The following is a 14319-nucleotide window of genomic DNA, read 5'->3' on the forward strand; positions in this document are numbered from 1 at the left end:
TCACCCAGTTTGGATCAGGAAACGCAAAGATTTGGTTCCCGGACCTGCATCTGGCCAGGGGCTATCAAGGGACATGCTTATGAACTGGGACACGACGGATTATGTGATCGCAACGGCCCTGTTTGCCAGCTGCGCGCTGGTGACCTGGCTGATCACCCGCAATGCACGATCACACTGGCATATCCTGGCCGGCACCCTCGCCGCTCTGGGTGCGCTTGTCCTGGTCTGGATGCAGCTGGCCGTCGGCCTGATCGGTTCCGGCGAGCATCCGATCAATCAGGCCATGACGCTGGTGCTTGCAGCGGGAGCCATCGGATCCGCGCTGTCCCGTTTCCGGGCCAGCGGGATGCGGACGACCATGCTTGCGGTCGCCGGAACACAGATGACGCTCGGCGCGCTGGGCTTCATCCTGGCAACGCCGGACCTGTTCAGCGATGTTTTCCTGGTCACCACCTTCTTTGCGGAGATCTGGACGGGGTCAGCGTTTCTTTTTCACCTGGCCTACCGCAGAGAACAGCGCGCATGAGAAAAGCCCCGGCCAGCTGACCGGGGCTTTCCAGTTCGATCGATCAGGACCGCTTAGCCAGCCAGGAAGGCGAGCAGCAGCAGAGCCACGATATTCGTGATCTTGATCATCGGGTTCACAGCCGGACCGGCCGTGTCCTTGTACGGGTCACCGACGGTGTCACCGGTTACAGAAGCCTTGTGAGCCTCCGAACCCTTGCCACCATGATTGCCGTCCTCGATGTATTTCTTGGCGTTGTCCCACGCACCGCCACCGACAGTCATGGAAACAGCCACGAAGAGACCGTTGACGATCACACCCAAAAGCATCGCACCGACAGCCGTCAGGGCAGCCGCCTGACCGGCAATCGCGTTGATGGCGAAGTAAAGCACGATCGGTGACAGAACCGGCAGAAGCGACGGCACGATCATCTCGCGGATCGCAGCCTTGGTGAGGATGTCCACGGCGCGGCCGTAATCCGGCTTCGCCTTGAACTCCATGATGCCCGGGATCTCCTTGAACTGTCGGCGTACTTCGGCAACGACCGAGGTCGCGGCACGACCGACAGCCATCATCGACATGCCACCGAACAGGTAAGGCAGAAGACCACCAAAGAGCAGGCCGACGATCACGTACGGATCCTTCAGCGAGAATTCCAGCTCCATGTGAAGCAGGTGCTCGATGTCGGTTGTATAAGCCGCGAAAAGGACCAGGGCACCCAGACCGGCGGAGCCGATCGCATAACCCTTGGTGACCGCTTTTGTCGTGTTACCAACAGCGTCCAGCGTATCCGTCGTGTCACGAACGCTTTCATCCAGGCCCGCCATCTCGGCGATACCACCGGCATTGTCGGTGACCGGACCGAAGGCGTCGAGCGCGACGATCAGACCCGCCAGGGCCAGCATGGTGGTCACCGCAATGGCGATACCGAACAGGCCTGCAAGCATGAAGGTCGATAGAATACCGAGAATGATGATGATCGCCGGCAGAGCAGTCGCTTCCAGGGAAACAGCAAGACCCTGGATGACGTTGGTACCATGGCCGGACTCGGAGGCTTCAGCCACCGACTTCACCGGACGGAATTCCGTGCCGGTATAGTATTCCGTGACCCAGATGATCGCCGCCGTAACGACGAGACCGATCAGGCCGCACCAGAACAGGTTCATGCCGGTAATCATGGTGCCGGCAACTTCGCCGATCTCGCCCATGCCATTCGGCAGGGCATAGGTGTTGACCACCCACAGACCACCAATGGACAGCACACCCGCAGCGATGAGGCCCTTGTAGAGCGCGCCCATCACATTGGTACCGCCGCCCAGGCTGACGAAGAAGGTACCGATGATGGAGGTGACGATACACACCGCAGCGATTGCCAGCGGATAGATCATCATCGTTGCGCCGAGACCATCCGCAAAGAAGATCGCCGCGAGAACCATCGTCGCAACAACCGTCACGGCATAGGTCTCGAACAGATCAGCAGCCATGCCGGCACAGTCGCCGACATTATCGCCGACATTGTCAGCGATGGTTGCAGCGTTGCGCGGATCATCCTCCGGGATACCGGCTTCGATCTTGCCGACCATGTCGCCACCCACATCCGCACCTTTGGTGAAGATGCCGCCGCCCAGACGGGCGAAGATGGAGATCAGGGAGGCGCCAAAGCCCAGGGCGACCAGAGCGTCGATGACCGTACGGTCTCCCGCCTCAAAGCCCATCGCGCCGGTCAGCAGCCAGAAATATCCGGCCACACCCAGCAGCGCCAAGCCAGCCACCAGCATGCCGGTGATCGCACCAGAGCGGAAAGCGACAGCCAGGCCTGCAGCCAGGCCGGTGCTAGCGGCTTGGGTCGTGCGCACATTGGCGCGGACCGAAACCAGCATGCCTATGAATCCGGCCGCGCCGGACAGGACTGCACCGATGGCAAAACCGAGTGCGACTTGCCAGCCCAGAGTGACGGCAATCAGGATACAGACGACGACACCGACGATGGCGATGGTGGTGTATTGGCGCTTGAGATAAGCGTTAGCGCCTTCTTGGATGGCCGATGCAATTTCCTGCATCTTCTCCGAGCCTGCACTCGCGCTCATCAGGCGTTGTGTTTGCACAACCCCATAGATGATGGCGAGAACAGCTGCGGCAATGGCCAGCATAAGCATGTTCATGGCGTAGAGCCCCGTTATTTTTCCTCACATCGGCCTTTATTTTCAACGGGGAAGTCAAACGCGGGAATCGCGCCGACCGTAAAAAACTCCCCCTAGACGAATGGACTATGCCCAATGCCCCTAGGGGGTGCAATACGCCGACGCGCTTGACCCGCTAAATATCCAAGAAAAAAGGAAAACAGACGCTATCGGGCGAAAAGACGGACGTCGAAACTCCGAATCTCGAGCGTTTCGATTGCGCCTGCGCCATAATACTCGCCAAGTGCCTGCGACCAGGCGGCCACGGCTGCTTCGCGGTTCAGGGCCTGCCCATCTTCAGTACTCAGATCTTCACGGAACGCGGTTCGTGTCATCAAATCAAGAGCATAATGGGTGTTTTCCTGCATGCGCCAGACGTCATGCCCCTGGGCCACACGCATGCGAACCAGCACATAGGCGAAACCGGTGAGACGGTCATTCTCCGCCAGCGGAGCGACCACGGCCGGCATGGTGAAGGAACGAGGATCATCCTCTTCCTCCACATATTCGTCTTCATCCTCATTGCCGCTGGAAAACAGCATGAGGAAACGATTTCCGGAACCGCCGGAACTGCCCTCGTCATCGCTCGACGGCGGCGCAGAGGCCGCGGCCAGCGCCGTCGAGCTTAGAAGAACCGACATCAGGAGCGAAATCAGAAAACGCATCACACACCTCACCATCCAACCGAAAGCGTAAGTGAGAGGCGTCAAAAATGCGTAAAACCGCCTGCAGCCACATCCAGAGCCACGCCTGCATCATCGAGAAGCTGGCAACCTTCACCCGCAATAACCCGTCCAATCCAGTTCAGAGAAAGCCCGGTTTCCTCCTGCAGCGCCAGGATGTCGCCGGAGCGTGAGGATGGTGCTGTGAACAAGAGCTCGTAGTCATCGCCGGCACTCGCCAGCTTGATGAGACCTGGCTGCCCCTCGTTTTCCAGCCACAACAGTGCGGGATCTGACAGCGGGATCATGGCGCTTTCGATTTCCAGCCCGACACCGGAGGCTTTTGCCAAATGAACCGCGTCGGCAATCAAGCCATCCGAGATGTCGACACAGGCTGACGCCAGCCCCCGCAGCTCCAGGCCAAGTTCCAGACGCGCCTCGGGATGTTCATACCGGGCCAGCAGGTCGGCCTGCTTGTCCAGCGTGTTCAACGCCATTTTGAGGCCGAGCCCGGCATCGCCGATCGTTCCAGACACCCAGACATCATCACCTTCACGCGCGCCAGAGCGCACAAGCCCCTGCCCGCTCGGCACTTCCCCGATCAGCGTCAGGGAGATAACCAGCTGCTCGCCTCCTGATGTGGTGTCTCCACCAATCAACGGAAGTTCCAGCGGCTGTGACAGGGCCGCGAACGCCTTGGCAAGCGCCTCCCGGCGAGAAGCCTCCCAGCTTTCCGGGAAAGCCACAGAACTCATGAAAGCCAGAGGAAAGGCGCCCATGGCGGCAAGATCGGAGAGATTGCTGTGCAGGGCCCGCGCCGCGATAACGTCGGCGCTTGCATCAACCGGAAAATGGCGACCTTCCACCAACATGTCGCTCGCAAGCACGATTTCGTGGCCAGCCTGCGGGGTCAGCAAGGCGGCGTCATCCAGCAGGCCGAGCGCTGCGGGATGACCCAGTGTCATGGGTTTCAGGAAGGTCTCGATAAAGTCGAACTCGTTCGAGCCGCTCATCACCTAGAATTCCGAAGCGCGCGCCTTGCGGCCGCACTTGTCCAGCGCGGCATTGACGAATTTCGGTTCGGAGCCCTCGAAGAACGCGTTGGCGATCTCGACATATTCATCGATCACGACCTTTGCGGGAACATCGTCGCGCTTGAACAGCTCGAAACCGCCGGAGCGCAGAATGGCCCGAACGGTCGCGTCCAGACGCTCCATACGCCAGCCATCGGCCAGGACTTCATCAATCGCCGGGTCAACTGTCGCCTGGTTGCTGACCACGCCGCTGACAAGATCATCGAAGAAATCCTCGTCCGCCTCGACATATTCCGGACCTTCATGCGCCGCACCGAAACGATGATCGCGGAATTCCCGGATCACATCCTTGGCACCACGCGACGCGATTTCCATTTGATAGAGGGCCTGTACAGCGGACAGGCGCGCCATACGGCGCAGACGCGCACGGCGTTCGGACGGGTTTTCTTTTTCTGTCATCTTAATCTTCTGCTTCGCCACGAAAGCGGTCGCGAAGCTGCAGGATGGACAGACAGGCTTCGGCCGCATCAGCGCCCTTGTTTTTCTCGACCGCCCTTACCATGGCCTGCGCCCGGTTTTCCACCGTCAGTATGCCATTGCCGACCGGAACGCCCTCCAGAGACAAGTCCATCAGGCCCCGCGCTGACTCGCCACAGACATAGTCATAATGCGTCGTCTCGCCGCGAATGACACAGCCCAGCGCGATATAGCCGTCATATCCTGCATCGGTCAGCTCGGCCTGGGTGATGGCCCCAGGAATTTCCAGCGCGCCGGGAACCTCGACAACGTCAAACGAGCAGTCGGCCTTGGCCAGCGCTTCGGACGCGCCCTTGATCATCGGGTCAGCGATATCGCGATAAAATGCGCCGGCGATGATGAGAATGCGATATCCGCTCATGTCAGTCTCCAGAAAACAGGCGTTCCTTGCGAACGCTCAGGCCGTAACCTTCCAGACCAACAATGGTCTGCGGCTTGGTGGTCAACAGGTCCATTTCCTGGACACCCAGGTCGAGCAGGATTTGCGCACCGATGCCGTACTCACGCAGGCGACGGGCTTCACGTTCGTCCTGCGGGAGTGCGGGATGGGCACCCAGGCGCTCGACAATCGCCGTGTGGCTGGTCTCGCGGATGAAGACCATCACGCCCGGACCGTCATTTTCCGCCAGCGCCTTGATACCGGCTTCTGCCAGACCTCCGCGACCGCCAGCCTCGCGCAAGACATCGTCCACAAAGGAGACCTTGTGCATGCGGACCAGGGTCGGCTCGTGGGAGGACGGCTTGCCCTTGACCAGCGCGACATGTTCCGCGCCATCAATCGTATTGCGGAATACGACCAGCTTGAACGGCCCGCCCCACTGGCTGGTGAACTCGCTCTCCAGCCGGCGCTCGATGAAACGGTCATTGCGGCGGCGATAGGCGATCAGGTCCTCGATCGTGCCGATTTTCAGCCCGTGCAGCTGAGCAAAGGCGATGAGATCGGGCAGACGCGCCATGGTGCCGTCTTCATTCATGATCTCGCAGATCACGCCAGAGGAACCGGCACCGGCCAGCCGAGCGACATCAACAGACGCCTCGGTATGCCCAGCCCGGATCAGGACACCACCATCGCGGGCGACCAGTGGAAAAACGTGTCCCGGTGTTGCGATGTCATCAGCGCCCTTAGAGGGGTCGGTAGCGACTTCAATCGTCCGCGCGCGATCATGCGCGGAAATTCCGGTCGTGACGCCGTCACGCGCTTCGATGGACACGGTGAAAGCCGTCTGGTGGCGCGAACGGTTCTCCGAGGACATGAGCTTGAGATCGAGTTGCTCGATCCGCTCCTGGCTCATCGCCAGGCAAATCAGGCCGCGACCGTGTTTGGCCATGAAATTGACCGCGTCGGGCGTCGCGAACTTGGCGGGGATGACCAGGTCACCCTCGTTTTCGCGATCCTCGGCATCGACCAGGATAAACATGCGCCCATTGCGGGCGTCCTCGATAATGTCCTCGATCGGGGAGAGAGGGATATCGCTCACGCCTGATCCTCCGAAAATTCGTTCAGGCGCGCGGCGTAGCGCGCCATGAGGTCGACCTCAAGGTTTACGCGCGCGGCTTTTTGCAGTTGGCCCAGCGTCGTCACCTCTGCGGTATGGGGAATAATCATCAGGTCGAAGGTCTCGCGGGTCACGTCATTGACTGTCAGTGACACGCCATCGACCGTCACCGAGCCCTTCTTGGCGATGTACTTGTTGAGCTCCGCCGGTGGCCGGATTGTGAAGACGACCCACTCGCCCTCATCGCGCCGGTCCACGACCTCGCCAACACCATCCACATGGCCGGTGACCAGATGTCCGCCAAGCTCCTCGCCCATGGCAAGGGCGCGTTCCAGATTGACCGCACTGCCCTCGCCCAGATCGCCCAGCGTGGTCAGGCGCAGGGTTTCCGGCGACACCTCGACGGCATACCAGCACCCTTTCGCGGTGTTTTCCTTCTCGACCACGGTCAGACAAGCGCCGGCATGGGCGATGGATGCCCCGATATCGATCGTATTGGCATCGTAAGGCGCCTCGATCTCAAAACGCACAATATCTGTGCCCGTGATCGAGCGCACACGGCCCTTGGCGGTGATAATGCCTGTGAACATCAGCGAATCCGTTCGTAAGTTTCCTGCAGATCATCACCGCGTTCGGTGACAGAGATGCGATGGAAAATGGGGGCAAGATCGAGACTCTCAAGGCCGGGCCAAACATCGAGCGCATCTATCGCCCTTTTCCCAAGGATCTTCGGGGCCCGGAACCATACCAATCGATCTGCCAAATCCCATTCCACAAAACGCCCAGTCACGCCTTGACCGGCCTCCACCATCAGTTGGCCATAGGAATTGGCGAGGTGCTCTAAAACCCATTCCAAATCAGGCCGAGAGTCGTAGAAACCACCGTCGATGACGACTGCCCCGGCGTCTTGCAGACGAGCCTTTCTCTCATAAAAGGCCGGGTCCTTGGATGGCGGCGCAGCCTCACAATGATAGACCCGAACGCTTCGTCCAAATGGCTGCAAAATTCGTGAAGTAACGGGCGTACGTAACTTGCTATCCAGCACGATCAGATCCGGCTGTTTCTCCGGCATGGGATCGGTGCGAGCCGTGAACTCCGGATCATCGGCCAGGATAGTGCCCACACCGGTCAGGATCGCGTCATGAGCCGCGCGCATGCGATGTACCTCGGCACGGCTTTCCGGGCCGGTGATCCATTTGGATTGTCCGTTGGACAGCGCGATCTTGCCATCAAGCGAGGTGGCTAATTTGAGCGTGACCCGCGGCTGGGCGGATGTGCTCATTTTTCCTTGTCGCCTTGCGTATTCTTGCCGCCGCCGAGATGTTCATCCTTGATGAATTCGCGGAAGTCCTCGACGCGATGGAAGTCCTTGTAGACCGAGGCGTAACGCACATAGGCGACGCTATCGACGCTTTTCAGCGCCTCCATCACCAGCTCGCCCACCCGGTCAGAGGTGATGTCGGTCTCGCCGGAGCTCTCCAGCTGCCTGACGATACCGGAGATCATCTGTTCGATGCGGTCGGCCTCGATATTGCGCTTTTGCGCAGCAAGCTGGATGGAACGGCTGAGCTTTTCGCGATCAAACGGAACCCGGCGACCAGACTTTTTCGAGACCGTCAGTTCGCGCAGCTGTACCCGTTCAAACGTGGTGAAACGGGCCGCACAGGACGGGCATTGCCGGCGGCGGCGAATGGCATTGCCATCTTCCGCCGGGCGGGAGTCTTTGACCTGGGTGTCTGGATGACCGCAAAAAGGACAGCGCATTCAGTTACCTTAGGCCAGTTTCGGATAGATTGGGAAGCGTGCTGTCAGCGCCTTCACTTCCTCACGCACTCGGGCCTCGACCTCGGCATTGCCCTCCGGGCTCTCGACCAGCGCGTCGAGAACCTCGACCATGAGCTCGCCAATGCGCTTGAATTCGGCCTCGCCGAAGCCCCGTGTCGTACCGGCCGGAGAGCCGACACGCAGACCGGACGTGACCGTGGGCTTTTCCGGATCAAACGGAACGCCATTCTTGTTACAGGTGATATAGGCCCGCTCGAGTGCTTCCTCTGCGATATTGCCCTTGAGGCCCTTCGGACGCAGGTCAATCAGCGTCAGATGGCTGTCCGTACCACCGGACACGATGGCATAGCCGCCCGCCAGGACGGCATCGGACATAGCCCGGCAATTGGCGACAACCTGTTTCATATACGCCTTGAACTCCGGTTGCAGCGCTTCGCCGAAGGCAACGGCCTTGCCGGCGATGACATGCATCAGCGGGCCACCTTGCAGCCCCGGGAAGATGGCAGAGTTGAATTTCTTGCCGAGATCCAGGTCGTTGGAGATGATCATGCCGCCGCGCGGACCGCGCAAGGTCTTGTGAGTGGTCGTCGTGCAGACGTGCGCGTGCGGCACCGGGCTGGGATAGACCCCGCCGGCGACCAGGCCGGCAACGTGCGCCATGTCGACCAGAAGATAGGCGCCAACCTCGTCAGCAATCTTGCGGAATTCGGCAAAATCGATCTCGCGCGGATAGGCGGAACCACCTGCAACGATCAGGGCCGGCTTGACCTCGTGCGCCTGCTTGCGCAGCGCATCATAGTCGATCAGGGCCGTGTCCTTGTCGACGCCATAGGCATGCGCCTCGAACCATTTGCCCGACATGTTCGGACGCGCGCCGTGTGTCAGGTGACCACCGGCATCCAGCGACATGCCCAGGATTTTGTCACCCGGCTTGAGCAAGGCCAGGAAGACACCCTGATTGGCCTGGCTGCCAGAACTCGGCTGGACATTGGCATAGGCAGCGCCAAACAATTCCTTGGCCCGATCGATGGCCAGTTGTTCAACGACATCAACATGCTCGCACCCGCCATAATAGCGGCGCCCCGGATAACCTTCCGCGTATTTATTCGTCAGCGGAGAGCCCTGCGCCTCAAGCACAGCGCGCGACACGATATTCTCTGAAGCGATCAGCTCGATCTGATTCTGCTGGCGCAGAATCTCGGCGTGAATGGCTCCGGCAACTTCGCGATCGGATTCGACGACCGGCTGGGAGAAAAACGCTTCTGTGGAAGCCGTATCCATCGTGTCAGTGAGAGTGTCAGTCATGGCGGGTCCTTACTCGTTATGCCGCTTTGATAGGATGGTGCTCACGGGCCTTCAAGCTTCCTTTTTGCAAGACCGCATCTCGCCTCGTGAACGCCCTGCAATATTACGGAATATTTATATTACTCACACTGCACGTATACGAATACCGAAATGCACTTCTGAAGACTTGAATTGTGATTCAACTAACCATATCCCTCCAATACGAACAGCGTTCACTTTACGCTGCCCTCATCCAAAAAAAGCAAAAAGGGATCGGATATGACTGACAACGCTCTGCCTGATATCGACAGAGAAGAACTGCTTCGCATGACGACTGAAATCGTCTCGTCATATCTGTCACACAACTCAATGCCGGCCGAAAGTGTGCCAGACCTGATCAAGTCTGTGCACGCCACAATGACGAGTGTTTCCTCGATCGAGGAAAAAATTGAGCAAAAAGTAAAGCCGGCTGTACCAGTTTCCAAATCAATCGCGGACGATCACATCGTTTGTCTTGAAGACGGCAAGAAGCTGAAAATGCTCAAGCGCTATCTTCGCTCCCAATACAACATGTCCCCGGACGAATACCGCCAGAAATGGAATCTGCCCTCGGATTATCCGATGGTCGCGCCCGCCTATTCACGCAAGCGTTCGCAGTTTGCCAAGGATATTGGCCTCGGCCGGGGCGCCAAGGCGTAGGACCCAGCTTCAAGCAGTAATACCGCGGCCGGGCTTCGAACCCGGCCGTTTTTTATTGGCGTCCTTGTCCTGTTTCCATTTCAGCTTGGCGACGGCCAGGCGCTCGATTTCCGCCCGCGAAGTTTTTTCAGGCACCTGAAAGACGACCTCGTCACCGGTCACACCGTCAACCGCAGCGACACGCACTGCGTTCCCGATCCCGACAATTTCAAGATAGATATCGTGGCCGCCCATCCAGCCTCACGATCAGGCGGTGGCGAGGCCGTCCTGGCCTTCCGCAGACGCCTCTTCCCAGACCACGTCGAGCGCCGTGATCAATTGATCAAACATCTCATCCGTATGCAACGGTGTCGGCGTCAGTCGAAGACGCTCGGTGCCCCGCGGAACGGTGGGATAGTTGATCGGCTGCACATAGATGCCGTGATCCGCGAGCAGACGATCGGTGATGCGCTTGCACAGAACCGGATCGCCAACCTTGACCGGGACGATATGGGTCACGGACGGCATCACAGGATAACCGGCGTCGGCCAGGCGCTGTTTCAGCGTCGCCGCGCGTTCCTGGTGTTTCTCGCGCAGATGATTGGATGATTTGAGATATTCGACGCTTGCGCGGGCTCCGGCGGCCAGCGAAGGCGGCAGTGCCGTCGTGAAAATGAAGCCCGGTGCCATGGAACGGATCGCATCGATGATAGCGCCGTCCGCGGCGATATAGCCGCCCATTACGCCAAACGCCTTGCCCAGAGTGCCCTCGATAATGTCGACACGATGCATCAGACCATCCCGCTCGGCGATGCCGGCGCCGCGCAAGCCGTAAAGGCCCACTGCGTGCACTTCGTCGAGATAGGTCAGCGCATTGTATTTTTCAGCCAGGTCACACACGGCCTCGATCGGACCGATGTCACCGTCCATGGAATAGACACTCTCGAAGGCAATCACTTTTGGCGCATCAATCGGAGCGGCCTTGAGCAATTCTTCCAGATGCTCGACATCATTGTGCCGCCAGACATGTTTCTCACAGCGCGCGCCCTTCACACCTTCGATCATCGAGGCGTGGTTCAGCTCGTCGGAGAAGATAATCAGACCCGGCAGGATCTTGCCCAGCGTCGCCAGCGTGGCTTCGTTGGCGATATAGCCGGAGGTGAAGAGAAGTGCGGCATCTTTCTGGTGCAGGTCGGCGAGCGAGTGCTCGAGCTCGACATGATAATGCGTGGTGCCGGAAATATTGCGGGTGCCGCCAGCGCCTGAACCGACTTCGTCGATCGCGGCTTTCATCGATTCCACGACGCAGGGAATCTGCCCCATGCCGAGATAATCATTGGAGCACCAGACCGTCACATCGCGGACATCACCTTCCGGTGTGCGCCAGCGAGCTTTGGGAAAATCACCCTTCTTGCGCATGAGATTGGCAAAGACGCGGTAACGGCCTTCCGCCTTGACGCGACGTACAGCTGATCCAAATGCGGCTTGGTAATCCATGGGGGCCTCGTAACAGTCTGTCCCGCTCAGTGGGAACTGAGTCTCGGTATAAACTGTTAACGGCGCTCCTGCGAATGGACGAAGCGCCGCACCCTGATTTTTTTGCAGTACTTACATCCGGAAGCGGATGTGATCTGACCAGAAACGCTCGATCCGTGTGAGCGCTGTATTGACGGTCGGAAGCGTCTCGCCTTCCACACCACCCACCGGATGCAGGGATCCGGCCTGGCGCGCAAAGAGTTCATTGAGCTGTTCGCGCACCGCATGACCGCTTTCGGTCAGGCTGACACGCACAGACCGACGATCCGTGGAAGAACGCTCGTGGCGGATGTAACCGGCATCCACGAGCTTCTTGAGATTATAGGAGACGTTGGAGCCCAGATAATGGCCACGCGTCCTCAATTCGCCCGCAGTGAGCTCCTGGTCACCGATATTGAACAACAGCAGCGCCTGCACGCTGTTCACATCCTCGAGCCCTTCGCGGTCCAGCTCGTCCTTGACAACATCAAGAAGCTGGCGATGCAAACGCTCCACCAGTTGAAGAAGTTCGAGATATTCTGCCTGCGGTCCTGCCTGCGGCGTTACGCTTTCAGCCAATGCCATGGTCTGTACTCCACCCGATCTTTTTGATCTTTGGATGGGACGCTAAACGCAAAGCTCTAAAAACCGCTTAATTTTTACCCCAACTTCCTATCAATAGCTCGTAAATACCTGAAAAGTCTTTATCACGACCGCCCAGATTGTCGAACATGGCATAGAGCGCCTCGGCCTGGGCACCCAGCGGCGTGGATGCACCGGCGCTTTGGGCCGCATCCTGGGCGAGTTTGAGATCCTTCAGCATCATCGCCGTGGCGAAACCGGGCTGATAGTCGTTATTGGCCGGCGTGGTCTGGACCGGACCCGGCACCGGGCAATAGCTGGTCATGGACCAGGACTGGCCGGAGGCCTTGGACGAGATATCGAAGAATTTCTGCTGGTCGAGACCCAGCTTTTCCGCCAGTGCGAAGGCCTCACACGTGCCGATCATGGTGATGGCCAGCAGCATGTTGTTACAGATCTTGGCGGCCTGGCCTGCACCGGTATCACCGGCATGGATCACGGCCTTGCCCATCGCCTGCAGGAAAGGCTCGGCGGCGGCAAAATCGTCTGCGGAACCACCGACCATGAAGGTCAGCGTGCCGCCCGTGGCCGCTGCGACACCGCCAGAGACCGGCGCATCGACAAACTTGAATCCCTTGTCGACGGCCGCACCACCGACATGGCGCGCACTGTCGACGTCAATCGTGGAGCAATCCAGGAAGAGCGTACCCGGCGCCGCGGCCGGGAAGACCTGGCCTTCATAGACCGCGCGCACATGTTTGCCCGCGGGCAACATCGTGACCACGGCGTCCGCGCCGGCAACGGCGTCCGTTGCGGACCCTGCGGCTGACGCGCCCTGCTCCACCGCCTGAGCCACAGCGGCGTCGGACAGGTCAAACGCCTTCACATCATGGCCGGCCTTGACCAGGTTGGCTGCCATGCCCGAGCCCATATTGCCCAGACCGATAAATGCGATCGTCGCCATCTCGTATTCTCCCCTTGCCTGTCCTTAAGCGTCGTCGCCCAGGAAGGTCATTTCATGGTCTGCGTCGAGGGGTTCAAAAGCCTCGGCGATATCATTGTCATTGACGCTGGCCAGCGTGGACGGATCCCAGACCGGCGCATTGTCCTTGTCGATGATGACGGCGCGCACGCCCTCATAGAAATCCTTGCCCTTCAGGCACCAGCTCGACGCGCGCAGGTCCTGGCGCATGACATCTTCAAAGGACAGGTCCGCGCCCTTTCGCAGCGCCGCCAGCGTGAGCTTCAACGCGGCCGGGGACTTGGACGACAGGATTTTCGCCTGTTTTGTCGACCAGCCATCACCGGCGCCCTCGATGCGCGCAATGATCTCCTCGACCCGATTGCCGGCAAAGGCTGCATCGATCAGGCCGCGCGTATGGGCCAGGTCGCTGTCACCGGGATCTCCGGAAAATTCTTCGAGCAGGACTTCCAGCGCGTCGTCATCGGAAAGATCTGCGCTCTCTAGAGCCGCCACCAGCGCATCATACTGGCTGGACGGGCAGTAATGGGTCGCGAGGCCCGATGCGACCGCGTCAGCAGCCTTGAGGCGAGCGCCCGTCAGCCCCATCCAGGTGCCGATCTCGCCAGCCAGACGCGGCAGAAAATAGGCCCCGCCCACATCCGGATGGAAACCGATACCGGTCTCCGGCATGGCAAACATCGTGCGGTCGCCTGCAACACGGTGCGATCCGTGCACCGATACGCCGACACCGCCGCCCATGGTGATGCCGTCGATCAGCGCCACATAGGGTTTGGGATAATGGAAGATCAGCGTGTTGAGACGATACTCGTCACGCCAGAACAGCCAGGCATCATCATTGCCCGCCTTGCCGCTGTCATGCAGTTTGAGGATATCCCCGCCCGCACAAAACCCTTTCTCGCCAGCGCCATCAACGACGATCGCCTTGACGTCGTCATCATGACGCCAGCTCTCCAGCGCCTCGATCATCATCAGGCACATCGGATGCGTCAGCGCGTTGAGCGCCTTGGGGCGATTGAGCGTGATCCGGCCAATCTGACCGGTCTTGCGGGCGATGATTTCGGGTTCGTCAGTCAAGG

At 59.5% G+C, this 14319-nt stretch carries 17 protein-coding genes; 2 read left to right on the forward strand and 15 right to left on the reverse strand.

The features are described from left to right. Positions 1 to 79 precede the first annotated feature (79 nt). A complete protein-coding gene (locus JJ889_RS12265) occupies positions 80 to 526 on the forward strand; it encodes a hypothetical protein (RefSeq protein WP_291895507.1) in 447 nt (148 codons plus the stop codon). Positions 527 to 579: 53 nt separating this feature from the next. On the opposite strand, the gene JJ889_RS12270 is transcribed toward JJ889_RS12265, so the two are convergent. The 10 genes from JJ889_RS12270 to glyA form a co-directional block, all read right to left on the reverse strand. Next, complete coding sequence (locus JJ889_RS12270; protein WP_291895509.1) at positions 580 to 2667, reverse strand: sodium-translocating pyrophosphatase; 2088 nt, start codon at positions 2665 to 2667, stop codon at positions 580 to 582. Between the two features lie 185 nt (positions 2668 to 2852). Continuing rightward, on the reverse strand, positions 2853 to 3350 hold the full coding sequence (locus JJ889_RS12275; protein WP_291895511.1) for a hypothetical protein: 498 nt from the start codon (positions 3348 to 3350) through the stop codon (positions 2853 to 2855). Between the two features lie 41 nt (positions 3351 to 3391). Then, a complete protein-coding gene (gene thiL, locus JJ889_RS12280; protein WP_291895512.1) occupies positions 3392 to 4360 on the reverse strand; it encodes a thiamine-phosphate kinase in 969 nt (322 codons plus the stop codon). Between the two features lie 3 nt (positions 4361 to 4363). Next, the gene (gene nusB / locus JJ889_RS12285) at positions 4364 to 4840 is read right to left on the reverse strand and encodes a transcription antitermination factor NusB (protein ID WP_291895513.1); all 477 of its coding nucleotides are present in this window, start codon (positions 4838 to 4840) and stop codon (positions 4364 to 4366) included. Position 4841: 1 nt separating this feature from the next. Next, on the reverse strand, positions 4842 to 5279 hold the full coding sequence (ribH, locus tag JJ889_RS12290) for a 6,7-dimethyl-8-ribityllumazine synthase (protein ID WP_291895515.1): 438 nt from the start codon (positions 5277 to 5279) through the stop codon (positions 4842 to 4844). 1 nt (position 5280) lies between these two features. Then, a complete protein-coding gene (gene ribB / locus JJ889_RS12295) occupies positions 5281 to 6396 on the reverse strand; it encodes a 3,4-dihydroxy-2-butanone-4-phosphate synthase (protein ID WP_291895517.1) in 1116 nt (371 codons plus the stop codon). Then, positions 6393 to 7004: a riboflavin synthase gene (locus JJ889_RS12300; RefSeq protein WP_291895519.1), complete on the reverse strand. Its 612-nt coding sequence runs from the start codon at positions 7002 to 7004 to the stop codon at positions 6393 to 6395. Before JJ889_RS12300 ends, ribB begins: the two co-directional genes overlap by 4 nt. Further along, entirely contained in the window at positions 7004 to 7696 is a 693-nt protein-coding gene (locus JJ889_RS12305) for a RibD family protein (RefSeq protein WP_291895521.1), read from the reverse strand. Before JJ889_RS12305 ends, JJ889_RS12300 begins: the two co-directional genes overlap by 1 nt. Then, the gene (nrdR, locus tag JJ889_RS12310) at positions 7693 to 8178 is read right to left on the reverse strand and encodes a transcriptional regulator NrdR (protein WP_291895523.1); all 486 of its coding nucleotides are present in this window, start codon (positions 8176 to 8178) and stop codon (positions 7693 to 7695) included. The genes JJ889_RS12305 and nrdR overlap by 4 nt, the downstream gene beginning before the upstream one ends. Before the next feature lie 9 nt (positions 8179 to 8187). Next, a complete protein-coding gene (glyA, locus tag JJ889_RS12315) occupies positions 8188 to 9480 on the reverse strand; it encodes a serine hydroxymethyltransferase (protein WP_291895968.1) in 1293 nt (430 codons plus the stop codon). Between the two features lie 282 nt (positions 9481 to 9762). On the opposite strand from glyA, the gene JJ889_RS12320 reads away from it, so the two are divergent. Continuing rightward, on the forward strand, positions 9763 to 10182 hold the full coding sequence (locus JJ889_RS12320) for a MucR family transcriptional regulator (protein WP_291895525.1): 420 nt from the start codon (positions 9763 to 9765) through the stop codon (positions 10180 to 10182). A 9-nt stretch (positions 10183 to 10191) separates the two neighbouring features. Here the strand turns inward: JJ889_RS12320 and JJ889_RS12325 are convergent, their stop codons facing one another. From JJ889_RS12325 to JJ889_RS12345, 5 genes are all read right to left on the reverse strand, one after another. Next, positions 10192 to 10416, reverse strand: coding sequence for a hypothetical protein (locus tag JJ889_RS12325; RefSeq protein WP_291895527.1), 225 nt, complete (start codon positions 10414 to 10416; stop codon positions 10192 to 10194). A gap of 12 nt (positions 10417 to 10428) precedes the next feature. Further along, positions 10429 to 11658, reverse strand: a complete 1230-nt coding sequence (hemA, locus tag JJ889_RS12330; protein ID WP_291895529.1) for a 5-aminolevulinate synthase — start codon at positions 11656 to 11658, stop codon at positions 10429 to 10431. Positions 11659 to 11769: 111 nt separating this feature from the next. Then, complete coding sequence (locus JJ889_RS12335; RefSeq protein ID WP_291895531.1) at positions 11770 to 12261, reverse strand: MarR family transcriptional regulator; 492 nt, start codon at positions 12259 to 12261, stop codon at positions 11770 to 11772. A gap of 67 nt (positions 12262 to 12328) precedes the next feature. Then, positions 12329 to 13222, reverse strand: a complete 894-nt coding sequence (mmsB, locus tag JJ889_RS12340) for a 3-hydroxyisobutyrate dehydrogenase (RefSeq protein WP_291895534.1) — start codon at positions 13220 to 13222, stop codon at positions 12329 to 12331. Between the two features lie 24 nt (positions 13223 to 13246). Continuing rightward, the gene (locus JJ889_RS12345) at positions 13247 to 14317 is read right to left on the reverse strand and encodes an enoyl-CoA hydratase/isomerase family protein (protein ID WP_291895535.1); all 1071 of its coding nucleotides are present in this window, start codon (positions 14315 to 14317) and stop codon (positions 13247 to 13249) included. Positions 14318 to 14319: the final 2 nt, after the last annotated feature.

It is taken from the genome of Maricaulis sp. (assembly GCF_017643475.1).
Classification (GTDB): domain Bacteria; phylum Pseudomonadota; class Alphaproteobacteria; order Caulobacterales; family Maricaulaceae; genus Maricaulis.